This is a genomic window from Streptomyces tirandamycinicus (assembly GCF_003097515.1).
Classification (GTDB): Bacteria; Actinomycetota; Actinomycetes; order Streptomycetales; family Streptomycetaceae; genus Streptomyces; species Streptomyces tirandamycinicus.
Map to the genome: position 1 here is coordinate 790,152 of NZ_CP029188.1, position 24,657 is coordinate 814,808.

Below are 24,657 nucleotides of genomic sequence, written 5' to 3' on the forward strand. Positions count from 1 at the left end.
AGGCGCCCATGCGCCTCCCCGGTCCCATGTCCACCCGTACGGGTGAGCCGGCCGGTCAGATGGCTCGTTCCGCCGGCGGGCGGCCCCCGCCGGTCACCGCTTGCGGACACCCTCCGCGAGTTCGCCGGCCAGCGCCCGCACCGCCGCGATCCCGGCCGCCTGGTCGCCGGCGTCGAGCAGCCGCTTGACGAAGGCCGAGCCGACGATCACACCGTCGGCGAAGCCCGCGACCTCGGCGGCCTGCTCGGCGTTGGAGACACCCAGCCCGACGCACACCGGGAGCCCGCGGCCGGCGGCGGTGGCCCGGGTGCGCCGCACCAGGTCCTGGGCCTGGGCCCCGACGGACTCACGGGTGCCGGTGACGCCCATCAGCGAGGCGGCGTACACGAAGCCCGAGCCCGCCGCGGTGATCTCGGCGAGCCGCGCGTCCCGGCTGCTGGGCGCGACCACGAACACGGTGGCGAGTTCGTGCTTCCGCGCGTGCTCGCGCCACACCGCGGACTCCTGGACGGGCAGGTCCGGCAGGATGCAGCCGGCGCCGCCCGCCTCGGCGAGTTCGGCGGTGAAGCGCTCGACGCCGTACCGGTCGATCGGGTTCCAGTAGGTCATCACGAGCACCGGCTTGCCCGTGGCCGTGTGCGCTTCCCGGACGGTGCGCAGCACGTCCGCGATCCTGACGCCGCCGCGCAGCGCGATGTCGTCGGCGGTCTGGATGACCGGCCCGTCGAGCACCGGGTCGCTGTGCGGCAGGCCGACCTCCACGATGTCGGCGCCGCCGTCGAGGACGGCCTTGATCGCCTCGATGCCGCCGTCCACGGTGGGGAAACCGGCCGGGAGGTAGGCGATCAGCGCGGCCCGGTCCTCGGACTTCGCCCGCGCGAGGGTGTCGCTCAGCAGTCGGATGTTGCCGCTCACTTGGCGTCCCCCTCGATCTCCGCGACGTCGCCCGCGGCGTCCGCCTCCACCGAGGCGTCGGTCGCGGCGCCGCCGTCGGCGTCGTACAGCCCGAAGTAGCGGGCGGCGGTGTCCATGTCCTTGTCGCCCCGGCCGGACAGATTGACCAGGATCAGTCCGTCCTCGCCGAGTTCCGCGCCGAGTTCGAGTGCGCCGGCCAGGGCGTGCGCGGACTCGATGGCCGGGATGATGCCCTCCGTGCGGGAGAGCAGCCGCAGTGCCCGCATGGCGGCGGCGTCGGTCACCGCGCGGTACTCGCCGCGTCCGGTGTCCTTGAGGTACGCGTGCTCGGGGCCGATGCCCGGGTAGTCCAGGCCGGCCGAGATCGAGTACGGCTCGGTGATCTGGCCCTCGTCGTCCTGGAGGACGTAGCTGCGCGAGCCGTGCAGGATGCCCGGCTCGCCGGCGGTCAGGGTGGCCGCGTGCTCGCCGGTCTCGACGCCGTGGCCCGCGGGCTCGCAGCCCACCAGGCGCACGCCCTCGTCCGGGATGAAGGCGTGGAACAGGCCGATGGCGTTCGAGCCGCCGCCGACGCAGGCGACGGCGGCGTCCGGGAGGCGGCCCGTGCGCTCCAGGATCTGGCGCCGGGCCTCGACGCCGATGACCCGGTGGAAGTCGCGGACCATGGCCGGGAAGGGGTGCGGGCCGGCGACCGTGCCGAAGAGGTAGTGGGTGCGGTCGACGTTGGCGACCCAGTCGCGGAACGCCTCGTTGATGGCGTCCTTCAGGGTGCGGCTGCCGGACTTCACCGGCACGACCTCGGCGCCGAGCATGCGCATCCGGGCGACGTTGAGCGCCTGGCGCTCGGTGTCGATCTCGCCCATGTAGATGGTGCAGTCGAGGCCGAAGAGGGCGCAGGCGGTGGCGGTGGCCACGCCGTGCTGGCCGGCGCCGGTCTCGGCGATGACGCGGGTCTTGCCCATGCGCCGGGTGAGCAGCGCCTGGCCCAGCACATTGTTGATCTTGTGTGAGCCGGTGTGGTTGAGGTCCTCGCGCTTGAGGAAGATCCGCGCGCCGCCCGCGTGCCCGGCGAAGCGGGGCACCTCGGTCAGGGCGCTGGGCCGGCCGGTGTAGTGGACGAGCAGGTCGTCGAGTTCGGCGGCGAAGGCCGGGTCGGACTTGGCCTTGTCGTACTCGACGGCCACCTCGTCGACCGCGGCGACGAGCGCCTCGGGAATGAACGTGCCCCCGAAGTCGCCGAAGTAGCCGGCGGCGTCGGGCACCCGGCCCTCGGGGTCGGGAACGAAGTATTGACTGGGCATGCCAGAGCTCCTCGTGTGCGTATGAGCCGAAGAGAAAGGGGTGATGACGTGCGGTGCCGAGCGGATCGCTCAGCGGCGCCATCGCATGCCGTTGACCTGGCCGGGCTCGTCCCCGATGACGTACCTGACCCGTCGTCCGTGCACCCGCCGGGCCGGGGCGCGGCAGCCGCGGGGACGGCAGCCGCGCGCCAGCGGGGCGTGCGGTGCGCAGGCGCCCGCGGCCGCCCGGCCCGGCCGGTGGAGGCCGGGGGCGGTGGCGCTGGGCGCGGGGCGGGCGACGGCGGTCATGGAGCGGGTCAGTCCCTGCCCTGCCGCAGTGCCGGGTGGGCGCCGGCGGCGACCAGATCGGCCACGGCGGACTTCGGGTCCCGGCCGGTGACCAGGGACTCCCCGACCAGCACCGCGTCGGCGCCGGCGTTGGCGTAGGCGATCAGGTCGTGCGGACCGCGGATGCCGGACTCGGCGATCTTGACGACTCCCGCGGGAATCTCGGGGGCGACCCGCTCGAAGGTGGACCGGTCCACCTCGAGGGTCCGGAGATCGCGCGCGTTGACCCCGATGATCTTGGCTCCGGCGTCCACGGCCCGCTCGACCTCGTCCTCGTCGTGGACCTCGACGAGCGGGGTGAGCCCGATGGACTCGGCGCGCTCGATCAGGGAGACGAGGGCCTGCTGGTCGAGCGCGGCGACGATCAGCAGGACCAGGTCGGCACCGTACGCACGGGCCTCCCACAGCTGGTACGACGTGACGATGAAGTCCTTGCGGAGCACCGGCACGTCCACCCGGGCCCGTACGGCTTCCATGTCCTGCAGCGAGCCGCCGAACCGGCGCTGCTCGGTGAGGACGGAGATGACGGCCGCGCCGCCCGCCTCGTAGTCGGCGGCCAGCCCGGCGGGGTCGGCGATGGCGGCGAGCGCGCCCTTGGACGGGCTGGAGCGCTTCACCTCGCAGATGACCTTGACGCCGTCGCCGCGCAGCGCGGCGACACCGTCCTTGGCCTGGGGCCCCTTGGCCGCACGCTCCTTGAGCTCGTCGAGGCTGACGCGCGCCTGCCGCTCCGCAAGGTCGGCGCGCACGCCTTCGATGATCTCGTCGAGCACACTCACGCGAGCGGCCCCCTTCCGGGAGGTTGAGGATGGATCACTGTCGGCAATCCCGATGGTATCCGGATGCGGGCGAAGGCTCCGCATCCGGTTGACGCCGATCCCACTGGCTGGGACTTCTTCCCCGGATCCACCTGGGGTTCCTTCGTGGATCCGGCTTTCAGGACGGTGCGCGGATCAGGGCACGAGCCCCGAGCCGAACGGCAGGTTCCGGACAATCGTGAAGACGGCCAGGATCGCGCCGAGACCCCACCACCAGCCGGGTCCGAGGGTGATCCGCACCGGTTTCGCCGCGGCGGCGCGCACGAGCCAGACGGCCCAGAACACGGCGAAGAGCAGGAAGCCGGCGACGGCGAGCGCGTTGGCGCCGAGGGCGGTGCCCAGCTCGCCGTGGACGAACGCGTGGGCGCTGCGCAGCCCGCCGCAGCCGGGGCAGTAGATCCCGGTGAACCGCAGCAGCGGGCAGACGGGGTAGTGGCCGGGCTCGTTCGGGTCGACGGCGCCGACGTAGGCGAAGGCCCCGGCGACGGCGGCCATCGCGGCCAGCGGCGCGGCGAGCCTGCGGTACGGCGGCGGGGGGCGGTGCGGGGGTGGCGGGGCCGGCCCCCGGTGGTGGTGCCCGGGCGGGTCCGCCGGCGCGGGCTCGGGTCCCGCCGCGGCGGTGGGGGACGGTCCCGGTACGGGGGTGGCGGCTCGCGCCTCCACCCCGCGGTTCATGGCTTCCACCCCGCGATTGTCCCCGGTGGGGTGCGGCGGCGCAGCCCGGGCTCGCCGGGCCGCGCCGTGGCGGGGGACCCGGCGGTCAGGAGGCCGTGGCCTCGGCCGCCACCGGCTGCGCGGCCGGGGTGGCGGCCGGGACGGCCGCGGCCGTCTCCTTCTGGCCGAGGCCGGCGGCCTTCATGGCGACGCCGACGACCCCGCCGGCGACGACCACGGCCATGCCGGCCCAGAACCCGAGCGGGTTTGCGGCCACCATGAAGACTCCCGAGATGCAGAAGCCGATGAAGGAGATGGTGACGCCGGTCCAGGCGGCCGGGGTGTGTCCGTGGCTGCTGCCCGCCATGAAGTGCTCCTCGTTGGTGTTGCGCTGGGGGGGGTGGGTCGGATGGTCCCGCCCCATTGTCCCGTACCGGTGGGGCTGCCGGGACGTGGGGGTCGTCACTGATCGCGGGGCGAACGCCTCACCGGTCACCGGTGGGGTCCTCGCCGGGCGGCGGGGTGGTTCCCCGGCGTCTCAGGCGACGGGTGGGGACTCCCGGCATCCCGCCGGTCCGGGTGAGGTCCTCGCCGGTCGCCGGTCACCGGTCACCGGTCACCGGTGAAGTCTTCGCCGCCTCACCGGTACGGGTGGGGTCCTCGCCCCTCACCGGTCGCCGGTGGGGTCCTCACCACGGTCGAGGGCCTTCCACAGCTCCTCGGGCCGGTCGGGGTCGGCGGCCGGGCGGCGGCCTCCGCGAGGGGCACCGCCCTCGCGCTCGTAGCGCCCGGACATGGCGGGCCATGAGGCGCCGTACCGCAGGGCGAGCAGCCCGGCGGCCAGGATCAGCAGTCCGCCCGCACCGGTGACGTACGGCCAGACCGTGTGGGTGAGGCCGTCGGCGGCCGCGGCCGTGTCGCCCGTGGTCCGCCGGGCCCTCTCGTCGAGCGCCGCGCTGTCGGAGGCGCCGAGGAAGGCGGCGGCCGCGGCTCCGGCCCCGCTCAGCGCGAGCAGCGCCGAGACGGTCACACGGCCCGCGCGGCGGACCGCGAAGACGGCGACGAGGGCGGCGAGTCCCACGACGGCGAGCGCCGCCGGGAGCCCGGTGACGCCACGGCCGTCGGCCTGGAGCGGCACGCTGCCGGCTCCGACGGCGGCCGTGCCCTCGGCCCAGGTCTGCCCGGAGGCCAGCAGCACCACGGCGGCGCCGGCGGCACCGAGGAGCAGGGCCGCCGCGAGGCTGCGCCGGCCGCGCGCGGCCGCAGGGGCCGTCCGCTCGGTCTCGGCGCCGGAGTGGGGTACGGGTACGGCAGTCACGCCCCCACTATCCCTTACGCGTCCCGCCGTCGTGGAGCCGGTTCGCGGTGTGCACGGCACGCAGCACCGCCGCCGCCTTGTTGCGGCACTCGGCGTCCTCGGCGACCGGGTCCGAGTCGGCGACGATCCCCGCCCCGGCCTGCACATGGGCGGTGCCGTCGCGGAGCAGCGCGGTGCGGATGGCGATGGCGGTGTCGGAGTCGCCGGCGAAGTCGAGGTAGCCGACGGCCCCGCCGTACAGCCCGCGCCGCGAGGGCTCCAGCTCCTCGATGATCTGCATGGCTCGGGGCTTGGGGGCGCCGGAGAGCGTGCCCGCGGGGAAGCAGGCGGTGAGCACGTCGAAGGCGGTGCGCCCCTCGGCGACCCGGCCGGTCACGGTGGAGACGATGTGCATGACGTGCGAGTAGCGCTCGATCGACATGAAGTCGACGACCTCGACGGAGCCTGGCTCGCAGACCCGGCCCAGGTCGTTGCGTCCCAGGTCGACGAGCATGAGGTGCTCGGCGCGCTCCTTGGGGTCGGCGAGCAGCTCCTCGGCGAGCGCCTGGTCCTCGCGCGGGGTCGCGCCGCGCGGCCGGGTGCCGGCGATGGGGTGCAGCATGGCGCGCCCGTCCTCGACCTTGACCAGTGCCTCCGGGCTGGAGCCGACGACGTCGAAACCGCCGTCCTCGTGGGGGAAGCGCAGCAGGTACATGTACGGGCTGGGGTTGGTGGCCCGGAGCACCCGGTAGACGTCGAGGGCGCTCGCCTCGCACGGGGTCTCGAACCGCTGCGACGGCACGACCTGGAAGGCCTCGCCGGCGCGGATGCGCTCCTTGACGTCCTCCACGGCCGCCCGGAACTCCTCGCCGCTCCACATCGGGCCGGTGTACGGGGGCAGCTCGGAGGGCGGGAGCGCGTGCGGCCGGCTCTCGAGCGGCCGGGCCAGATCCGCCTCCATGGCGTCGAGGCGGGCGACGGCGTCCGCGTACGCCTCGTCGACGCCGGTGTCCAGGTCGTTGTGGTTGATCGCGTTGGCGATCAGCAGCACGGAGCCGTCCCAGTGGTCGAGGACGGCGAGGTCGGACGTGAGCAGCATGGTCAGCTCGGGGAGCCGCAGGTCGTCCCGGCCGTGCTCGCCGATCCGCTCCAGCCGCCGCACGATGTCGTACCCGAGGTAGCCGACCATGCCCCCGGTGAACGGCGGCATGCCCTCGTCGAGGTCCTGCCGGGGGGTGTGGAGCGCCTGGACGGTCGCCCGGAGGGCCGCCAGCGGGTCGCCCGCCGTGGGGACGCCGACCGGCGGGGTGCCGAGCCAGTGCGCCTCCCCGTCGCGGACGGTGAGGGCGGCGGCGGACCGTACGCCGACGAAGGAGTACCGGGACCAGGAGCCCCCTCCCCCACCGCCCACGGTGTGCGAGGTGCCGCCGTCGGCGGACTCGAGGAGGAAGGTGCCGGGACGCTCGCCGGCGAGCTTGCGGTAGAGCCCGACCGGTGTGTCGCCGTCCGCGAGGAGGCGCCGGCTGACGGGGACGACACGGCGGTCGGCCGCCAGCTTGCGGAAGGTCTCGAGATCCATGGCGTACGACCCTACCGGCCCAGGGGGAGGACGTCGGCGTCGAAGCAGGTGCGGTCGCCGGTGTGGCAGGCGGCGCCGATCTGGTCGACCTTCACGAGGACGGTGTCGGCGTCGCAGTCGAGGGCGACGGCCTTCACGTGCTGGACGTGGCCGGAGGTGTCGCCCTTGACCCAGTACTCCCGGCGGCTGCGGGACCAGTAGGTGGCGCGCCCGGTGGTGAGGGTGCGGTGCAGTGCCTCGTCGTCCATCCAGCCCAGCATCAGCACCTCACCGGTGTCGTACTGCTGGGCGATGGCCGGGACCAGGCCGTCGGCGCTGCGCTTGAGGCGGGCGGCGATGGCGGGGTCGAGTGCGCTGGGAGTGCTGGTCATGCCGCCATTGTGCCGCGCCGGCGGGGCCGTGACCGGGGTGCGTCCACTGGGCGGACGCGGTGCGCCGGTCGTAGGCTGGCCGCCATGTCGACCCATGCGAAGCGTGAACGACTTCTGCTCGCCGACCTGCTGGAGGCGGCGGGCCCGGACGCCCCGACGCTGTGCGAGGGGTGGAGCACCCGGGATCTCGCGGCGCACGTCGTGGTGCGCGAGCGGCGCGCGGAGGCCGCGGGGATCGTGCTGGGGCCCCTGAAGAGCCGGCTGGACCGGGTGCAGGCCGAGTTCGCCGCGAAGCCGTACGAGGAGCTGATCCGGCTGATCCGCACCGGACCGCCGAAGATGTCGCCGTTCGCGATCAAGCAGGTGGACGAGGCGTCGAACACGGTCGAGTTCTATGTGCACGCCGAGGACGTGCGGCGGGCGCAGTCCGGCTGGACGCCGCGGGAGCTGGACCCGGTCTTCGCGGACGCGCTCTGGGCCCGGCTGGAGAGATCTGCCCGGCTGCTGGGCCGCAAGGCGCCGGTGGGGCTGGTGCTGCGGCGTCCCAACGGGCAGACGGCGGTGGCGCACCGCGGTGCGCCGGTGGTGACGGTGACCGGTGAGCCCGGTGAGCTGACCATGTACGCCTTCGGCCGGCAGGACGCGGCGCAGGTGGAGGTCGAGGGCGACAAGGAGGCGGTCGACCGGGTGGGCAGGGCGCAGCTCGGGATGGGCTGAGCCAGGGGCCGACGCGGCCTCCGGCACCGCCGCCGGACCGTCACCGGCGCCCCGCGGTCAGCCGCCCCCGGGCGCCGGGTGCCCGGGAGCGAGCGCCTCGGCGATCCCGTTCATGATCGTCTGGGCGGTGTTGCCCTCCGGGGTGTCCTTGCCCTTGGTCGTCGCGACGGCGATCGCGAGCCGTTCGGCGGGGAGATAGGCCTGGACGGCCGCGTACCCGGAGAACGACGGGTTGGTCAGGATCCAGCCGTTCATGACCAGCACGCCGAGCCCGAAGTGCTCGGCCTCGGTGTTCTTCAGGCACACCGTGGCCGGGCAGGTCTTCGTCCCGCCGCCGAGTCCGACCGTGCCCGGGTCGAGCTGGGTCCGGAACGCGGCGGGCGACAGCAGTTCGCCCGTTCCGACCGCCTCCGCCGAGCGCGCCAGGTCGCAGATGTGGGTGGTGAGGACCGCGCCCGGCGCGGTGGTCCAGGACGGGTTCCAGAAGGTGGACTCCTCGTAGGGGCCCCGCTCCTTGGTGAAGGCGTGCAGCACCGGCTGCGGGATCTCGGGGGTGGACCGGTCGCGGGTGGCGGCGAGGCCGAGCGGGTCCATGACGCGCTGCCGCAGCAGTTCGTCGAGCGGTGTGCCGCTGATCTTCTCCAGGGCGGCGCCGAGCAGCACGAAGTTGGCGTGCGAGTAGCTCCAGCCGGTGCCCGGCTCGTACCAGAGGGGGTGGGCGGCCGGGTAGGCGAGCAGTTCCTCCGGCGTCCAGTGCCGGAACGGGGCCGCCTCCAGCGCGGCGAGGAACTTCGGGTCGGTGACGTAGTCGCGGAGGCCCGAGGTGGAGGCGCCGAGCATGCGCAGGGTGATCTCGCGGGCGTGCGGGGCGTCGGGCAGCCAGCGGGAGAGGGGGTCGTCGAGCCGGGCCTTCCGCTCGTCCACCAGCTGCAGCAGGACGATCCCCAGGTAGACGATGGCGACCGAGCCCGCGCGGAAGTGCATAGCGGGCCGGGCGGGGACCCCGGTCATCGACTGCCCGAGGGCGGCCGTGAGGACCTCCTCGCCGTCCCTGGTGACGCGTACCAGCACCGAGTTGAGGTGCTGCTCGGCCTTGGCCTGCCGGGCGACGTCCAGTGCCTTCCGCGCCTCGCCGCCGCCGGGCGGCGGCGAGGCGGCGCACGGCGGGCCGGTTCCGGCGGCCTGTCCGGGGGCGGCCGCCGTGGCGGGGCTCGCGGCGACGAGCGCGCCGGCGAGAAGCAGCATCACCGTACGGGGCGGCCTCATACCCGCACTATGCGCGCGAACGCGGTGCACCGCCCGGCGGAGCGGGCGCCTCCGTCCACCCTCCGGACACAAGGCCCGAGGGCTGGAACCGAGGTGGTCAGCGGACGGGGTGCCCGGCCTCCCGCAGCGACTGCTTGACCTGGGAGATCCGCAGATCGCCGAAGTGGAACACGGACGCGGCGAGCACCGCGTCCGCTCCGGCCGCGATGGCGGGGGCGAAGTCGGCCAGCCTGCCCGCACCGCCGGAGGCGATCACCGGGACCGTGACATGCCTGCGGACGGCCTCGATCATCCTGGTGTCGTAGCCGTCCTTGGTGCCGTCCGCGTCCATCGAGTTGAGCAGGATCTCGCCCGCGCCCAGCTCGGCCGCGCGATGGGCCCATTCGACGGCGTCGATGCCGGTGCCGCGGCGGCCGCCGTGGGTGGTGACCTCGAAGCCGGACGGGGTGGTGGTGCCCTCCGAGGTGCGGCGGGCGTCGACGGACAGCACCAGCACCTGGCGGCCGAAGCGCTCGGCGATCTCGCGGATCAGCTCGGGCCGGGCGATGGCCGCGGTGTTGACGCCGACCTTGTCGGCGCCGGCCCGCAGCAGCTTGTCGACGTCGTCCGCGGAGCGGACCCCGCCGCCGACCGTGAGCGGGATGAACACCTGCTCGGCGGTGCGGCGCACCACGTCGTAGGTGGTCTCCCGGTCACCGGACGAGGCCGTGATGTCCAGGAAGGTGAGCTCGTCGGCCCCCTCCGCGTCGTACAGCTTGGCCATCTCGACGGGGTCGCCGGCGTCGCGCAGGTTCTGGAAGTTGACGCCCTTGACCACCCGGCCGGCGTCCACGTCCAGGCAGGGGATGACTCGGACGGCGAGCGTCATGCGGTCCCTCCCCGGTAGGCCTCGACCTCGACCTCGACGACCAGCCGGGGATCGACGAAGCCCGAGACGATGAGCATCGACGCGGCCGGGCGCACGGCGCCGAACAGCTCCTTGTGGGCCCGGCCGACCTCGTCGACGTCCCGGGCGTGCGTGATGTACATGCGGGTGCGCACGACGTGCTCGCTGCCCAGGCCGAGCCGCTTCAGCGCGGCCAGCGCCCCGTTGAAGGAGTTGACGGCCTGGTCGTACGGGCCGCCGTCGACGACCGTGCCGTCGACGATCGACGTGCAGCCGGACACCAGCACCAGGCCGTTCGGCAGCTCGACCGCGCGGGAGTACCCGAAGGCGTCCTCCCAGGGGCCGGCGGAGCCGACGCGCCGGATCTCGCCGCTCACCGGGACACCGCCTCCAGGGCCGCTTCCAGGGTGAAGGCCTCGGTGTAGAGCGCCTTGCCGATGATCGCGCCCTCGACGCCCAGCGGGACCAGCCCGGCGAGCGCCCGCAGGTCGTCGAGGGAGGACACGCCGCCGGAGGCGACGACCGGCTTGTCGGTGGCGGCGCAGACGTTCCTCAGCAGCTCCAGGTTGGGGCCCTGCAGCGTGCCGTCCTTGGCGATGTCGGTCACGACGTACCGCGCGCAGCCCTCGGAGTCGAGCCGGGCCAGGGTCTCGTAGAGGTCCCCGCCGTCGCGGGTCCAGCCGCGGCCGCGCAGGGTGGTGCCCCGTACGTCCAGACCCACCGCGATCTTCTCGCCGTACTCGGCGATGACCTTGGCGACCCACTCCGGGGTCTCCAGGGCGGCGGTGCCGAGGTTGACCCGGGTGCAGCCGGTGGCGAGGGCGGCGGCGAGCGAGGCGTCGTCGCGGATGCCGCCGGACAGCTCGACCTTGAGGTCCATGGCCCCGGCCACCTCGGCGATCAGCTCCCGGTTGTCGCCGGTGCCGAAGGCGGCGTCCAGGTCGACCAGATGCAGCCACTCGGCGCCCGCGCGCTGCCAGGTGAGGGCGGCCTCCAGCGGGGATCCGTAGGGGGTCTCCGTGCCGGACTCGCCGTGGACGAGGCGGACGGCCAGGCCGTTGCGGACGTCGACGGCGGGGAGGAGTTCAAGCTTCTGAGCCATGATCAGAGGGTCTCGATCCAGTTGGTGAGGAGCTGGGCTCCGGCGTCGCCGGACTTCTCGGGGTGGAACTGGGTCGCCCACAGCGCGCCGTTCTCGACGGCCGCGACGAAGGGCTCCCCGTGGGTGGCCCAGGTGACCTTCGGGGCGGCCATGGCCGCGCTGGTCACCTCGAAGTCCCACTCGCGCACGGCGTAGGAGTGGACGAAGTAGAAGCGGTCTCCGGCGTCGAGGCCGGCGAACATCTGCGAGTCCCCGGGGGCCTTGACGGTGTTCCAGCCCATGTGCGGGACGACCGGGGCGTTCAGCGGGCCGACGACGCCGGGCCACTCGTCGAGGCCCTCCGTCTCGACGCCGTGCTCGATGCCGCGCGCGAAGAGGATCTGCATGCCGACGCAGATGCCCATGACGGGACGGCCGCCGGAGAGCCTGCGGTCGACGACCCAGTCGCCGCGCGCCTGCCGCAGCCCGGCCATGCAGGCCGAGAAGGCGCCGACGCCGGGCACCAGCAGCCCGTCGGCGTTCATGGCGGCGTCGAAGTCGCGGGTGATCTCGACGTCCGCGCCGACCCGGGCGAGGGCGCGCTCGGCGGAGCGGACGTTGCCGAAGCCGTAGTCGAAGACGACGACGCTCTTCCCCCCGCTCATGACCACACGTCCAGTCGCAGGACGCCGGCGGCGAGGCACATCGCGGCGCCGGCGGACAGCAGCACGATCAGGCCCTTGGGCATCTGCTGCCGGGCGAAGGAGATGATGCCGCCGACCAGGAACAGCCCGACGACGATCAGCACCGTGGAGACACCGTTCACGGCTACAGGGCACCCTTCGTGGACGGCAGGATTCCGGCTGCGCGCGGGTCGCGCTCCGAGGCGTAGCGCAGCGCCCGCGCCAGCGCCTTGAACTGGCATTCCACGATGTGGTGGGCGTTGCGCCCGTACGGCACGTGGACGTGCAGCGCGATCTGCGCCTGGGCCACGAAGGACTCCAGGATGTGCCGGGTCATCGTGGTGTCGTACGCGCCGATCATCGGCGCCATGTTCTCCGGCTCGGTGTGCACGAGGTACGGGCGGCCGGACAGGTCGACCGTCACCTGGGCGAGCGACTCGTCCAGCGGCACGGTGCAGTTGCCGAAGCGATAGATGCCGACCTTGTCGCCGAGGGCCTGCTTGAAGGCGGCGCCCAGCGCGAGGGCGGTGTCCTCGATGGTGTGGTGGCTGTCGATGTGCAGGTCGCCGTCGGTCTTGACGGTGAGGTCGAACAGACCGTGGCGGCCGAGCTGGTCCAGCATGTGGTCGAAGAAGCCGACCCCGGTCGACACATCGACCTTCCCGGTGCCGTCGAGATCGATCTCGACGACGACGGACGTCTCCTTGGTGGTCCGCTCGACGCGTCCTACGCGGCTCATCGCTTCTGCTCCTTCGGGGGTGTGGGGGTGTCCCCCACGGAACTCTTCAGTGCGCGCACCGCATCGAGGAACGCGTCGTTCTCTTCGGGCGTGCCGGCGGTCACCCGCAGCCGGCCAGGTACGCCGTTGTCACGGACCAGCACGCCCCGGTCGAGGATCTTCTGCCAGGCGGCGTGGGCGCCGCCCTCGCCGTCGAACCGCCCGAACTGGACGAAGTTGGCGTCGGAGTCGGTCACCTCGTAGCCGATGTCGCGCAGCGAGGCGACCAGCCGGTCCCGCTCGTCCTTGAGCTGCTCGACGTACTTCAGCAGCGTATCGGTGTGCTCCAGGGCGGCCAGCGCGGTGGCCTGGGTGACGGCCGAGAGGTGGTACGGGAGCCTCACCAGCTGCAGGGCGTCGACGACGGCGCGGTGGGCGGCGAGGTAGCCGAGGCGCAGTCCCGCGGCGCCGAAGGCCTTGGACATGGTGCGCGAGACCACCAGGTTCGGCCGGCCTTCGAGCAGCGGCAGCAGGGACGGGCGGTGGCTGAACTCGACGTACGCCTCGTCGACGACCACCAGGGCCCCCGCCGTGTCCGCCCTGGCCCGCTGCGCGGCCTCGTACAGCGCGAGGACCGTCTCGGGCGCGACGGCGGTGCCGGTGGGGTTGTTGGGGGAGGTGATGAAGACGACGTCGGGCCGGTGCGCGGCGATCGCGTCCGCCGCGGCCTTCTCGTCGATGGTGAAGTCGTCCCGGCGCGGGCCGGAGATCCAGCCGGTGCCGGTGCCGCGCGCGATCAGCGCGTGCATCGAGTACGACGGCTCGAAGCCGATGGCGGTGCGCCCGGGTCCGCCGAAGGTCTGCAGCAGCTGCTGGATGACCTCGTTGGAGCCGTTGGCCGCCCAGACGTTCTCCAGGGCGACCGGGTGGTTCCCGGTGCGGGTGAGGTACCCGGCCAGCTCGGTGCGCAGCTCGACCGCGTCCCGGTCCGGGTAGCGGTTGAGGCCGCGCGCGGCCTCGCGCACCCGCTCGGCGATCCGCTCGACGAGCGGTTCGGGCAGCGGGTACGGGTTCTCGTTGGTGTTCAGCTGCACGGGCACGTCGAGCTGCGGCGCGCCGTACGGCGACTTGCCGCGCAGCTCCTCGCGGACGGGCAGATCGTCGATGCCGATGTCGGTCGTGCTCACTTGCTCGGGGGCACCTTCCAGTCGAACCTTGCCTTCAGCGCGGCGCCGTGCGCCGGGAGGTCCTCCGCCTCGGCGAGCGTCACCACGTGGTGGGCGACGTCGGCGAGTGCCTCGCGCGTGTAGTCGACGATGTGGATGCCGCGCAGGAAGGACTGGACGGACAGGCCGGAGGAGTGGCAGGCGCAGCCGCCGGTCGGCAGCACGTGGTTGGAGCCGGCGCAGTAGTCGCCGAGGGAGACCGGCGCCCAGGGGCCGACGAAGATCGCGCCCGCGTTGCGGACCCGGCCGGCCACGGCGGCGGCGTCGGCGGTCTGGATCTCCAGGTGCTCGGCGCCGTACGCGTCGACGACGCGCAGGCCGTCCTCGACGGTGTCGACCAGGACGATCGCGGACTGCCTCCCGGACAGCGCCGGGACGATCCGGTCGGCGACGTGCTTGGTCGCGGCGATCTGCGGCGCCAGCTCCCGCTCGACCGCGTCCGCGAGCTCGGGGGAGTCGGTGACCAGCACGGCGGCGGCCAGCGGGTCGTGCTCGGCCTGGCTGATCAGGTCGGCGGCGACATGGGCGGGGTCGGCGGTGGCGTCGGCGAGGACCGCGATCTCGGTCGGGCCGGCCTCGGCGTCGATGCCGATACGGCCGGTGAAGTAGCGCTTGGCGGCGGCCACCCAGACGTTGCCGGGACCGGTCACCATGTTCGCGGGCGCACACCCGTCGGGCCCGGAGGTGCCGTACGCGAACATCGCCACGGCCTGGGCGCCGCCCACGGCGTACACCTCCTCGACGCCGAGCAGCGCACAGGCGGCGAGGATGGTCGGGTGCGGCAGTCCGCCGAACTCCTTCTGCGGCGGTGAGGCGAGCGCCATGGACTCGACTCCGGCCTCCTGCGCCGGCACGGCGTTCATGATCACGGACGAGGGGTAGACCGACCGGCCGCCCGGCGCGTACAGCCCGACGCGGCCGACCGGAACCCACTTCTCGGTCACCGTGCCGCCCGGCACGACCTGGACGGTGTGCGTCTCGCGGCGCTGGGCGCGGTGCACGGTCCTCGCCCGGCGGATGGACTCCTCCAGGGCGGCCCGGACGGCCGGGTCGAGCTGCTCCAGCGCCTCCACGAGGGCCTTCTCGGGGACCCGGACCCGGTCCAGCGTGACCCCGTCGAACCTCTCCGCGTACTCGATCAGCGCCGCCGTCCCGCGATGATGCACGTCCTCGCAGATGGGCCGCACCTTCTCCAGGGCGGCTTCCACGTCGAACTCGGCACGGGGCAGCAGGTCGCGCAGCGCGGCGCCCTCGGGGAGGGCGTCGCCACGGAGGTCGATACGAGAGATCACGGGTCAATTCTCTCAGACGGGATCCGCGTTCCTGCTCTCCGTATCACTGGCTGATACACGCCCACCCGTCGGGCGGTCACCGGCGGTGACCACGTCCGCCCCCGGTCAGCCCCCGCCCATCGCCCATCCGTCCCCGTCCTCCCCCGCCCATCGCCCGTCCGTCCACCGTCCGTCCCCGCCCGCACACGTCCTCCCCGTGCGTCCCGGGGGTCCCGGCCGGCAGGCCCGCCCCGCACGGCACGGACGACGGTCATGACCACTCGTGTTCAGCCCGTTACCCAGTGGGAAGAACGGCAGTACGAGACCGGGTAGGCGGACCGGGGGAAAGCGAGGGAGCGGCATTGACCGAGCCGCAGGGCGTCGACATGCCCAACGATCTCACCACGGCGGAACGCACGATGTGGACCTCGTTCGAGTACGGGATGACGTGCGACCTTCGCGACGGCAATCCGGAGCTGAACGATCCCTTCTCGGAACTGGAGTGGGGCCCCGGGCGCAGCGTGCGCGCCGACGTGATCGCGCTGCTGCTGCTCAGCGGCCCGCCGCCGCGCCCGGGGCGGGTCTGCGCACTGAAGCTGCTGGGCGCCTACGTGACGGGGAAGCTCACCCTCGCGGGCGGCACCATCAGCCCGTACGTCGAGCTGACCGGGTGCCGCTTCGAGCGTGAGCTGACGCTGCCGGAGTCGCGGTTCTCCACACTGCGGCTGGTGGGGTGCGCGATACCGCGGCTGGAGGCCGCCCGGCTGCACACCGAGGGCGATCTGCACCTGCCGCGCTGCCGCATCGAGCACGGGATACGGCTCACGGACGCCCACATAGGCACGGATCTGCTGATCAACCAGATCCGGGTGCGGCCGGACCGGCGCGGCCGGGCCATCACCGCGGACGGCCTGTCCGTGGCGCAGGACCTGCAGGCCGAGCTGATCGAGACGTACGGGGAGGTCAGTCTGCGCGGCGCGAAGGTCGGCGTGTCGCTGAGCCTGCGCGGCAGCCGGCTGCGGGCGGTCGAGGGCCGGCGCGCGCTCAACGCCCCCCAGCTGACGGTGGAGCGCTCGCTGTACCTGACCCGGGCGTGGGTGGACTCCGCCGGCGACCAGGGCGCCACTCCCCCGTTCGGCCTTTCCTTCGACGCCCCGGGGCACGGGGCCGGCGCGCGGGAGCGGCGCTTCGAGTGCCACGGCGGAGTGCGGCTGGACGACGGCCGCTTCGGCGACGCCGTCGACCTCCACCACGCCCGGTTCGTGCTGTCGGGGGCGCGCCGGGAGGAGTTGTCGCTGCGCCGGATCGTCACCCCCGAGCTCCGCTTCACGGCGGAGCGGCCGGAGCAGGGACGGGTGGTGCTGAACGGAGCGAGGGTCGTCACGCTCATCGACCTGTCCACGAGCTGGCCCGGCCCCGGCGGGCTGGCGATGGGCGGCTTCGTCTACGAGAACCTCGTGCCCTACAGCCGCTTCCCGCTGTCGCGGCGGCTGGAGTGGGTCGCGGCGGCCACCCCCGAGTACCAGCCCGAGCCGTACGAACGGCTGGCGACCGTGCTGCGCGGCAGCGGGGAGGACGCGGACGCCCGCGAGGTCCTCCTCGCCAAGCAGCGCCGGCGCCGGGAGACGCTGCCGCTCGCCGCGAAGCTCTGGGGCTACGTCCAGGACTGGACGGTGGCGTACGGCTACCGCCCGGGCCGCGCGGCGCTGTGGATGGCGGTGCTCTGGGCGGCCGGTGCGGTGGCCTTCTCCCGCTACGCCCCCGGCGCGCTGAAGCCGGGCGAGCAGCCCGAGTGGAACCCCTCGCTCTACGCCCTCGATCTGCTCCTGCCGGTGATCAACCTCGGCCAGGACGGCCACTGGCGGCTGGAGGGCCACTGGCAGTGGCTCGCCGCGGCGCTGGTGCTGCTGGGCTGGATACTCGCCACGACGGTGGCGGCGGGCGCGTCCCGGACACTGAGGCGCAGCTAGGGGAGCCCTGAGGGCCTGCCGTGTGGATCGGCCGGGCGTGCGAGGGCGCGAGGGCGCGAGGGCGCGAGGGGCGTTCACCAGAAGTCGCCGAGCGCCCCTCATGCGCCGCCAACGCGCCCTCCTTTGCGCTTTCTTGACCCGAGTCAGGACAACCATTCCACCTACTACCAAAACTTCACAGATGCCCTCTGGCGCGCCCCCGACCTGCGGCTTTCAATGGTCCGCACCATGTCTCTGCTGCGCGCCCTGATCAGCACCGCCCGCATGGTCCGGCACACCCCGCGGCTCGCCGACGGACTGCCCCCGGACGATGCGGTCCTGCTCGACGCCCCGGACGGGGAGCTCGGTCCGGCACTCGTGGCCGCCGCGCTCGGCGACCACGAACCGGCCGCCGCACTGCTCGCCACCACACGGGGCTCGGCCGAGTGGGAGAACCGGGACCGCTACGTCATGCGGCTGGCGGCGTTCGCGTACAGCCGGCCCGGCTGGCTCGCCGGCTGGCTCGCCGACTCGCCGCACGATCCCGACGCCCTGCTCGTGAAGGCCGAACTCGAGGTCCGTAGGGCCTGGGAGTCACCCGCCAGGGCCGAGCGGCTGCGCGAGACCGGCCCGCTGGTCCGTGCCGCGGCCGAGGCCGATCCGCGCGATCCGGTGCCCTGGCGGCTGGCCCTGGACCATGCGCGCGGTGTGCACGCCGGACACACGGCCTTCGAGGCGCTGTGGGAGCAGGCGGTCCGCCGTTCCTCGCACCACTACGGCTGCCATGTGGCCGCGCTCCGGTACCTGTCGGCGGTCTGGCGCGGCTCGCACCGGGAGTGCCTGGACTTCGCCGAGCGCGCGGCCGAGGACTCCCTGCCGGGCTCGCTGGTGCAGGCCCTCCCGGCGCGCGCGGCTCTGACGCCGCTGCTCGAGGGGCCCGTCACGGCCATGACGGCGGACCGGATCGACGCGGCCGCCGACCGGGCGGCGGAGCTGTCCGCCCGGTACCGGCCCGGCGACCCGTGGCCCGCCGAGGTCCGCAACCTCCTGGTGTACGTGCTGATCGCCCGGGGCCGCTGGCACGAGGCACTGGAGCAGTTCCGCGTGATCGGGCAGCACGCCACGTCGTTCCCGTGGAACCGGGTGACGGACGATCCGCTGGGCCAGTTCCTGGAGGCGCGTGACGGGGTCCGCATCGAGGTGGCGTCCTCGATGCCGCTCCGCCGCGCCCGCCGGATCGGCGCCGCGGGCACGGCGGGCGCCGGCCAGGGGCGGGTGGCCGGACGGGCCGTACCCGGCGACCACTACGCTTGACCGCTGTGACCACCGCTCGCCTGCCGCTGTTCCCGCTCAACGCGGTGCTTTTCCCCGGCCTCGTCCTGCCGCTGAACGTCTTCGAGGAGCGCTATCGCGCCATGATGCGCGAGCTGCTGAAGACCGACGAGTCCGAGCCCCGCCGATTCGCCGTGGTCGCCATCCGCGACGGCCGCGAGGTCGCGCCGACCGCGCCCGGGATGCCCGACCAGACCGCCCAGCCCGAGAAGGGCCCGGGCGCGGGCTTCGGCCCGGACCCGATCCAGGCGTTCCACCGCGTCGGCTGCATCGCGGACGCGGCGACCATCCGGGAGCGCGCCGACGGCAGCTTCGAGGTGCTGGCCACCGGCACGACCCGGGTCGCCGTGCGCTCGGTCGACGCGAGCGGCCCGTTCCTGACGGCCGAACTCGAGGAGATCCCGGAGGTGCCCGGCGAGGGCGCGGGCACGCTGGCCGAGGGCGTACTGCGGGCGTTCCGCAACTACCAGAAGCGGCTGGCCGGAGCGCGGGAGCGGTCGCTGTCGACGGGCTCGGAGCTGCCCGACGAGCCGTCCGTGGTCTCGTACCTGGTGGCCGCCGCCGCCGTGCTCGACACACCGTCGAAGCAGCGGCTGCTGCAGGCTCCGGACACGGCGACCCGGCTGCGCGAGGAGCTGAAGCTGCTGCGCTCCGAGACCGCGGTGATACGGCATCTGCCGTCGTTGCCGGCGATCGATCTGACCCGATCGCCGACGAGCCCGAACTGAGCCGGACCGAACGGGGCGAGGGAGAAGGACCGTGGCGAAGAAGGCCGGGAAGCAGCAGGGCGGCAGGCAGCAGGGCGGGACGCCCGCGACGGTGGCGCTGACGGCCGCGGGCACGGCCTTCACCGTGCACGCGTACGAGCACGACCCGGCCTCCGCGTCCTACGGGGAGGAGGCGGCGCGGGCGCTGGGCGTGGAACCGGAGCGGGTCTTCAAGACGCTCGTCGCCGACGTGGACGGCGAGCTGACGGTCGCCGTCGTGCCCGTAGCGGGGCAGCTGGACCTGAAGGCGCTGGCCGCCGCCGCCGGCGGCAAGCGCGCGTCGATGGCCGACCCGGCGGCGGCGGAACGCACCACGGGCTACGTCCGCGGCGGCATCTCCCCGCTGGGGCAGCGCAGGCGTCTGCGCACCGTTCTGGACTCCTCGGCCTCCGCGTACCCGACGATCTGCGTCTCGGCGGGCCGGCGCGGGCTCGAGGTCGAGCTCGCCCCAGCGGACCTGGCCGCGCTGACGAACGCGGTCCTGGCGCCGATCGGGCGCGCCTAGCCGTATCTCGCGGCCCGCGGTCGCCCGATCCGGCGACCCCGGAGTCCGGGTACGCCCGCGTTCCCGCGCGGGCCCGTGCCGTCCGCCTCCGCCCGCAGGTCCATTCGCTCCGGTACGCCCGCGGCCCGCACACCCCCTCGACGGCGCGCCCGTCCTCGGCTACGACCGAAGGACGTCCCGACCCGAGGGGGTAACCGTGTCCAAGCGCACCCGCAAACGGAAGTGGCGGCTGAGGAAGCGCCGGGCGAACCACGGCCGCCGGCCGGCCTGACGGGAGCGCCGCCGGGCGCCGGGCCCGTTCCTTCCGGGGGCGAGGCTCCGCCCCGGAGCCTCAGGCCCGGTGGTCCGGGCCGTGCGCCTCAGGCCCGGTGGTCCGGGCCCGGAGCCTCAGACCCGGTGGTCCGGGCCCGGCGGCAGCCACTCCGGCTCGGGGTCGCGCGGTGCGAAGAGCGCCGTCAGGGCGAGGTGCACGATCATCGCCGCGAGGGGCCAGGCCAGCAGGGCGCCCTTCGCTCGAAGGCCGAGCGGCGCGTCGAAGACGACGCCGCGGCCGACCGCACGGGCGTGGGCGACGACGTCCTGCTCGGGGCCGAGCAGATAGCCGGTACCCCAGGCCAGCACCGACCCGAGGATCCCGCCCAGGGCGAGTGCGACGACGACCGCGATGCCCCCGCGGCGGTTGAACCAGAAGACGACCGCGGCGCTGAGCACGCCGAAACCGAGCGCCAGCAGGACGAACGTACCGTCCACGGCCGCCGTCTCCTCGCCCTCGCTGTCGGCGGAGAAGACCGCCTTGCCGTTCGAGATCAGCGGCACCCTCGGAGCCAGCCACAGCCACAGCAGGCCGAGCGCGATCCCGGCGAGGGTCACGCCCACCAGCACGACGGCCGCCCGGCGCAGTTCGCTCCTCATCTCCAGCCCTTCTCCGTCCGGGTACGGCGCGGGATGCGGGTGGTTCCGGGGGGTGTCGTGCGGGGCAGGCCGGTGGGGCGGCGTCAAGGGTGCTGTCACCCTGACATCGTGCCAAACGACCCCGTGGCCCGCCTCACCGGCAGCGCTGTCAGCGGACCGCGGCCCGCCGGTACGCCAGGGTCGCGACGGCCAGCGAGACGAGGCCCACGGCCGCGCAGACGGTCAGGTCCAGCGCGACCGCGGGCCAGTGCGGATGCGCGTCGAACGTGCGGGCGAACGCCTCCACTCCGTATGTGGAAGGCAGCAGATCCCGCGCGAAGGCGATCGGCTCGGGCAGCCGACCCGCCGGGAGCACCCCCAGCAGCAGGGCCGCCGACATGCCCAACTGGCCCAGCAGCGTGGCCAGTTCCTGGCGCGGCGCGAGCAGCCCGAGTGCCGCACCGAGCCCGGCAAGCGCGGCTCCGGCCAGCGGGATCACCGCGGCCAGCACCCACAGGTGGGTGAGCGGCAGCCCGAACAGCACCGAGCCGGCGACCGCCGTCACGACCGTGCCCGGCACGGTGAAGGAGGCGTACGCCCCCGCGGCCCCGAGCACCACCGCGGCCGGTGGCACCGGCAGCGTCGCATAGTGGTCCAGGCCACCGGAGGCGCGGAGCTGGCCGAAGTACTGGGCGAGCAGATTGAGCGCGACGAAGGCGACGACCAGGACGGACGAACCGGCGACCACGGCCCGCGCCTCGGCTCCGCCGTCCACGACCCCGCGCATCAGCACCATGATCCCGACGGACTGGAACGTGGCGACGAAGAGCAGCGGTATCCGGGCGACGCGGGCCCGGGACAACTGGGCGCGGTACACCGCCGCGAGCGCCGGCAGCAGCCGGGCTCGCGGGGCGAGCGGGGCGACGCCCCCGTCGTCTCCCCCACTCCGGGCGTCGTGCGCGCTCCGCACACGCGCGGACGCGGCCTCCGCAGGCACGATGCTCACCTGGCGCTGCTCCTGTTCGGTACGGACGACGAGGGTGACGAGGGTCGCGAGGGTGTCGAGGGTGACGAGAGTGGCGAGGTTACGGACGACGATACGGACGACGACGGTACCGACGGCATCGGCACGAGCGGTATCGCCACGGACCACGGCCGCAAGGACGACATCGCCACGGACGGCATCAGCACAGAAGACGGCCGCACGGGCGACGGCTCACGGCTCACGCCTTCACCAGTCCCTTCGTCGCATGGCCGCCGAGCGAGAGGTACACGTCCTCCAGGCTCGGCGTGGTCAGGGTGAAGTCGTCGAGGGCCGAGAACGCCTCGCCGCCGGTCACGGCGGCGACCGCCGCCCGGGCCTCGTCCGGGGCCAGCCGGAGGACCCAGCGGCGCCCGGACTCCTGCGCGGACGCCCGGAGCGCGGCGACCTCCGGCACGTCGAGCGGGGCCCGCTCGCGCCACACCAGTTCCACCCGGACCTCGCCCGCGACGCGCTCCTTGAGCCCGGAGGGCGTGTCGCAGGCGATGACCTTGCCCCGCTCCAGCACGGCGACCCGGTCGAGGACCGTCTCCGCCTCGATGACGTTGTGGGTGACGAGGAGGACGGTCACCTCGTGCTCGGCACGCCGGCGGTCGACCGCCGCCCAGACCGCACGCCGGGCGACCGGGTCCATGCCGGTGGTGGGCTCGTCCAGCACGAGTACCGGGCGCTCCCCCACCAGCGTGGCCGCGAAGCAGGCGAGCCGGCGCTGGCCGCCGGAGAGCTTCTTCAGCGGACGCCCCGCGAGACCGGTCAGGCCGAGCTCCTCCAGGACCGTGTCGCGTTCGGCGCGCGCCTGCCGCACCCCGAGCCCGCGCAGCCGGCCCGTGGTCTCGGCGGCGAGCGCGACGGTCAGCTCGTCGAGGGCGGTCGACTCCTGGCCCAGGTAGCCGATGAGCCGCGACGCCCGCTCGGGATGGCGTACGAGATCGTGGCCGAGCACCCGGACGGTGCCGGAGTCCGGACGCATCAGACCGGTGAGCTGTCGGACGAGGGTCGACTTGCCGGCGCCGTTGGGGCCGAGCAGGCCGAAGATCTCCCCGCGCCGCACCTCGAGGCCGATTCCGTCGTTGGCCCGCACCTCGGGGCTGCCGGGGAACCCCCGCCGGGCGCGCGCGGCGGGGTACGTCTTGACCAGATCCCGCACCGCGCACACCGTACTCACGAGGGACGAGCCTAAGGGGTCGCCCGGCCTAGTCCCCGGCCGGGGCGCGTTCCGTGGCCGCTCGGACATCGATCTCCCGCCAGAATCCGGCCCTGATGGCATAGCGGTCGTGCTCGTCGATCTGGTCGTCCTTGTGCGCGAGCAGCCCGAAGCGGGCCGCGTACCGGAGCAGTTCGCCGTCGATGCGGTGCGGGACCCGCGGATACATGCCCGACAGCTTCTCCACGTGCGCCGGGTCCGGCAGCCGCTCCATCCAGCGCCGGGCGAAGACCTGCCCGACCTCGAACGGGTCGCCGCCGACGGTCGTGATGTCCTCCTCGCGGTCCGCCCAGCGCTGCTCGGCGCTGGTGAGCTGGGCGAGCGTCGGCAGGGCCGCCACCTCCGGGGACTCGGCGGGCACGCTGCCCGGGCGCTCGATCCAGCCCCTGTCGGAGGACCAGCGCAGCGTCGCCCCGGCGGCCGGATGGCGCTCCGCCTGGCCGGCGGGGCCGCGCAGCCCCGCCAGGTCCTTGGGGGTGGGGACGCCCTTGGCGTGGTGGTGGGCGGCGGGGGTGCCGTTGCCGGTGCCGCTCGCGGCGGCAGCGGCGGGTCGCGCCGCACCGTTGTCGCCCGGCACCGGAGTGCCCGTCCCGTCCGCACGGTCCCCGGCGGAGGGCGCCGACTCGGGCAGCGGGGCGGACAGAATGGCCGCGATCTCCGGCCGGGGCGCGGGCGGCGGGGCGCAGACGCCGCTGAGCTCCTTGGCGCGCACGGCCTGGGTGATCCAGGCACGGTCGAGTACGCGGCGCTCGTCGGCCTCGGCGACCAGGTCCTCTGACTGGTTGTAGTCGCCGTCGGCGGCCTGGACGGCCCAGAGATGGACGGCGACGCCGTGCTCCTTCGCGGACATCAGCCCGGGAAGCAGATCGCCGTCCCCGGTCACCAGCACCACGTCCGAGCAGGCCCGGTTCCTGGCGAGTTCGGTGAGCTCGGCGTGCATGGCGGCGTCGACGCCCTTCTGGGCCCAGCGGCCGTCGCTGCGGGTGAGCGCTCCCAGTCGCACGGTGACCCGGGGCATGACCCGCAGGCGCCGGTGCTCCGGCTGGGGCACCCGGTCGGGGGCGCCGTCGAACCAGTAGATGCGCAGCAGCGGGCGTTCGGTGTCGGCCTCGGCTCGGTCGCGCAGGGCCTGGATGAGGGCGGCGTGGTCGACGGTGATGCGGGAACGGGCCGGTTCCCCGGCGAGGAGGCTCGCGGCGGCTCCCAGCAGATAGCCGGCGTCCACCAGGACGACGCAGCGGTCCACGCGTTCCACCCTCTTTCCGGAACTTCGGGATCGGAGTTGCTCGGGGTTTGCCTCTGAGTTGCTCGGGGTTGCTTCGGGGGTTGCTTCGAGTCTGCCCGAACGCCGGAGGGTTGACCGCCGGAACTCGATCATCGGCGTGGCGGGGAGTGAAGCCGCACCGTAACAGCAGCCGGTTACTCACTGCAATGATCCGACATGCGCAGAGTATTCGGCTGTGTGAGGCTGAGGGCGGCCCTGGCCCCTACATCCCACGGGAGGCATCACCATGGCCAAGAACAAGAACCGAGAACGCAAGGCCCGGAGCGACTCCCCCGGCGAGCGCGCCGCCCAGGAGGCCCGGACCCCGGAGGCCCAGGCGGAGTCGCCGATCGCGACGGGCGTGTCCCACAAGGGGCGGCAGAAGCGCTTCGGCCACAACTGACACGCCGCGACCGGCCGGCGGACCCCGCTGTGACGCATATGTGAGGGGCGCACCCGTGATCTCCGGGCGCGCCCTTCACGAACACCGGCGGGCCCCTCCCCTGCGGGCGCCGGACTCCACGGGCCGACGGCCCCGCACCGCGTCGGCGGCCCCCGCGCCTGCCGGGGGGCGCGGGCGGCGGCGGTCCGGC

28 protein-coding genes are annotated in these 24,657 nt (G+C 74.0%); 6 read left to right on the forward strand and 22 right to left on the reverse strand.

Annotated elements, in window-relative coordinates; all coding sequences use genetic code 11:
- Positions 1–93 precede the first annotated feature (93 nt).
- The 9 genes from trpA to hisI all read right to left on the reverse strand — a co-directional run bounded on the left by trpA (position 94) and on the right by hisI (position 7,262).
- A complete protein-coding gene (trpA, locus tag DDW44_RS03435) occupies positions 94–915 on the reverse strand; it encodes a tryptophan synthase subunit alpha (protein ID WP_108905488.1) in 822 nt (273 codons plus the stop codon).
- Positions 912–2,216 carry a tryptophan synthase subunit beta gene (trpB, locus tag DDW44_RS03440; protein WP_108905489.1) on the reverse strand — a complete coding sequence of 435 codons (1,305 nt, stop codon included), beginning with the start codon at positions 2,214–2,216 and terminating at the stop codon, positions 912–914. The genes trpA and trpB overlap by 4 nt, the downstream gene beginning before the upstream one ends.
- Positions 2,217–2,285: 69 nt before the next feature.
- Positions 2,286–2,504: a tryptophan biosynthesis modulator TrpM gene (gene trpM / locus DDW44_RS03445; RefSeq protein ID WP_017947490.1), complete on the reverse strand. Its 219-nt coding sequence runs from the start codon at positions 2,502–2,504 to the stop codon at positions 2,286–2,288.
- Between the two features lie 8 nt (positions 2,505–2,512).
- Positions 2,513–3,322 carry an indole-3-glycerol phosphate synthase TrpC gene (gene trpC, locus DDW44_RS03450; protein WP_078509204.1) on the reverse strand — a complete coding sequence of 270 codons (810 nt, stop codon included), beginning with the start codon at positions 3,320–3,322 and terminating at the stop codon, positions 2,513–2,515.
- A gap of 174 nt (positions 3,323–3,496) precedes the next feature.
- A complete protein-coding gene (locus DDW44_RS03455; RefSeq protein ID WP_108905490.1) occupies positions 3,497–4,036 on the reverse strand; it encodes a DUF2752 domain-containing protein in 540 nt (179 codons plus the stop codon).
- An 85-nt stretch (positions 4,037–4,121) separates the two neighbouring features.
- Positions 4,122–4,382 carry an HGxxPAAW family protein gene (locus DDW44_RS03460; RefSeq protein WP_017947487.1) on the reverse strand — a complete coding sequence of 87 codons (261 nt, stop codon included), beginning with the start codon at positions 4,380–4,382 and terminating at the stop codon, positions 4,122–4,124.
- Between the two features lie 300 nt (positions 4,383–4,682).
- Positions 4,683–5,333 (reverse strand): TIGR02234 family membrane protein, encoded by a 651-nt coding sequence (locus DDW44_RS03465; protein WP_108905491.1) that lies wholly within the window; start codon positions 5,331–5,333, stop codon positions 4,683–4,685.
- Positions 5,334–5,340: 7 nt separating this feature from the next.
- Entirely contained in the window at positions 5,341–6,891 is a 1,551-nt protein-coding gene (locus DDW44_RS03470) for an anthranilate synthase component I (RefSeq protein WP_108905492.1), read from the reverse strand.
- A gap of 11 nt (positions 6,892–6,902) precedes the next feature.
- Complete coding sequence (hisI, locus tag DDW44_RS03475) at positions 6,903–7,262, reverse strand: phosphoribosyl-AMP cyclohydrolase (RefSeq protein ID WP_017947484.1); 360 nt, start codon at positions 7,260–7,262, stop codon at positions 6,903–6,905.
- A gap of 84 nt (positions 7,263–7,346) precedes the next feature.
- On the opposite strand from hisI, the gene DDW44_RS03480 reads away from it, so the two are divergent.
- Positions 7,347–7,979, forward strand: a complete 633-nt coding sequence (locus DDW44_RS03480; RefSeq protein ID WP_017947483.1) for a TIGR03085 family metal-binding protein — start codon at positions 7,347–7,349, stop codon at positions 7,977–7,979.
- Between the two features lie 57 nt (positions 7,980–8,036).
- Here DDW44_RS03480 and DDW44_RS03485 read toward each other — a convergent pair whose 3' ends face one another.
- The 9 genes from DDW44_RS03485 to hisD all read right to left on the reverse strand — a co-directional run bounded on the left by DDW44_RS03485 (position 8,037) and on the right by hisD (position 15,131).
- The gene (locus DDW44_RS03485) at positions 8,037–9,245 is read right to left on the reverse strand and encodes a serine hydrolase domain-containing protein (protein ID WP_244223954.1); all 1,209 of its coding nucleotides are present in this window, start codon (positions 9,243–9,245) and stop codon (positions 8,037–8,039) included.
- 97 nt (positions 9,246–9,342) lie between these two features.
- Positions 9,343–10,113, reverse strand: a complete 771-nt coding sequence (gene hisF / locus DDW44_RS03490; RefSeq protein WP_108905494.1) for an imidazole glycerol phosphate synthase subunit HisF — start codon at positions 10,111–10,113, stop codon at positions 9,343–9,345.
- On the reverse strand, positions 10,110–10,508 hold the full coding sequence (locus tag DDW44_RS03495; protein ID WP_017947480.1) for a RidA family protein: 399 nt from the start codon (positions 10,506–10,508) through the stop codon (positions 10,110–10,112). The genes hisF and DDW44_RS03495 overlap by 4 nt, the downstream gene beginning before the upstream one ends.
- On the reverse strand, positions 10,505–11,233 hold the full coding sequence (priA, locus tag DDW44_RS03500) for a bifunctional 1-(5-phosphoribosyl)-5-((5-phosphoribosylamino)methylideneamino)imidazole-4-carboxamide isomerase/phosphoribosylanthranilate isomerase PriA (protein ID WP_018890338.1): 729 nt from the start codon (positions 11,231–11,233) through the stop codon (positions 10,505–10,507). The genes DDW44_RS03495 and priA overlap by 4 nt, the downstream gene beginning before the upstream one ends.
- A 2-nt stretch (positions 11,234–11,235) precedes the next feature.
- Complete coding sequence (hisH, locus tag DDW44_RS03505) at positions 11,236–11,877, reverse strand: imidazole glycerol phosphate synthase subunit HisH (protein WP_108905495.1); 642 nt, start codon at positions 11,875–11,877, stop codon at positions 11,236–11,238.
- On the reverse strand, positions 11,874–12,038 hold the full coding sequence (locus DDW44_RS31920; RefSeq protein WP_017947477.1) for a hypothetical protein: 165 nt from the start codon (positions 12,036–12,038) through the stop codon (positions 11,874–11,876). The genes hisH and DDW44_RS31920 overlap by 4 nt, the downstream gene beginning before the upstream one ends.
- 2 nt (positions 12,039–12,040) lie before the next feature.
- On the reverse strand, positions 12,041–12,634 hold the full coding sequence (gene hisB / locus DDW44_RS03510; protein WP_018890340.1) for an imidazoleglycerol-phosphate dehydratase HisB: 594 nt from the start codon (positions 12,632–12,634) through the stop codon (positions 12,041–12,043).
- Complete coding sequence (locus DDW44_RS03515; RefSeq protein WP_108905496.1) at positions 12,631–13,800, reverse strand: histidinol-phosphate transaminase; 1,170 nt, start codon at positions 13,798–13,800, stop codon at positions 12,631–12,633. Before DDW44_RS03515 ends, hisB begins: the two co-directional genes overlap by 4 nt.
- Positions 13,797–15,131, reverse strand: a complete 1,335-nt coding sequence (gene hisD, locus DDW44_RS03520; RefSeq protein WP_017947474.1) for a histidinol dehydrogenase — start codon at positions 15,129–15,131, stop codon at positions 13,797–13,799. The genes DDW44_RS03515 and hisD overlap by 4 nt, the downstream gene beginning before the upstream one ends.
- Before the next feature lie 341 nt (positions 15,132–15,472).
- Here hisD and DDW44_RS03525 point away from each other — a divergent pair, with 341 nt between their 5' ends.
- The 4 genes from DDW44_RS03525 to ybaK all read left to right on the forward strand — a co-directional run bounded on the left by DDW44_RS03525 (position 15,473) and on the right by ybaK (position 19,663).
- Positions 15,473–17,080 (forward strand): hypothetical protein, encoded by a 1,608-nt coding sequence (locus DDW44_RS03525; protein WP_018890342.1) that lies wholly within the window; start codon positions 15,473–15,475, stop codon positions 17,078–17,080.
- Between the two features lie 216 nt (positions 17,081–17,296).
- Entirely contained in the window at positions 17,297–18,373 is a 1,077-nt protein-coding gene (locus tag DDW44_RS03530) for a hypothetical protein (protein ID WP_108905497.1), read from the forward strand.
- 5 nt (positions 18,374–18,378) lie between these two features.
- Positions 18,379–19,119 (forward strand): LON peptidase substrate-binding domain-containing protein, encoded by a 741-nt coding sequence (locus DDW44_RS03535; RefSeq protein ID WP_017947471.1) that lies wholly within the window; start codon positions 18,379–18,381, stop codon positions 19,117–19,119.
- Positions 19,120–19,150: 31 nt separating this feature from the next.
- Positions 19,151–19,663 (forward strand): Cys-tRNA(Pro) deacylase, encoded by a 513-nt coding sequence (gene ybaK / locus DDW44_RS03540; RefSeq protein ID WP_017947470.1) that lies wholly within the window; start codon positions 19,151–19,153, stop codon positions 19,661–19,663.
- A 387-nt stretch (positions 19,664–20,050) separates the two neighbouring features.
- On the opposite strand, the gene DDW44_RS03545 is transcribed toward ybaK, so the two are convergent.
- The 4 genes from DDW44_RS03545 to DDW44_RS03560 all read right to left on the reverse strand — a co-directional run bounded on the left by DDW44_RS03545 (position 20,051) and on the right by DDW44_RS03560 (position 24,055).
- Positions 20,051–20,674: an ABC transporter permease gene (locus DDW44_RS03545; protein WP_240800396.1), complete on the reverse strand. Its 624-nt coding sequence runs from the start codon at positions 20,672–20,674 to the stop codon at positions 20,051–20,053.
- Positions 20,675–20,723: 49 nt separating this feature from the next.
- A complete protein-coding gene (locus DDW44_RS03550; RefSeq protein WP_108908716.1) occupies positions 20,724–21,560 on the reverse strand; it encodes an ABC transporter permease in 837 nt (278 codons plus the stop codon).
- A 217-nt stretch (positions 21,561–21,777) separates the two neighbouring features.
- Entirely contained in the window at positions 21,778–22,752 is a 975-nt protein-coding gene (locus DDW44_RS03555; RefSeq protein ID WP_206307210.1) for an ABC transporter ATP-binding protein, read from the reverse strand.
- Positions 22,753–22,789: 37 nt separating this feature from the next.
- On the reverse strand, positions 22,790–24,055 hold the full coding sequence (locus tag DDW44_RS03560; protein ID WP_108905500.1) for an NYN domain-containing protein: 1,266 nt from the start codon (positions 24,053–24,055) through the stop codon (positions 22,790–22,792).
- Between the two features lie 256 nt (positions 24,056–24,311).
- Here DDW44_RS03560 and DDW44_RS31925 point away from each other — a divergent pair, with 256 nt between their 5' ends.
- A complete protein-coding gene (locus DDW44_RS31925; RefSeq protein ID WP_017947465.1) occupies positions 24,312–24,467 on the forward strand; it encodes a hypothetical protein in 156 nt (51 codons plus the stop codon).
- Positions 24,468–24,657: the final 190 nt, after the last annotated feature.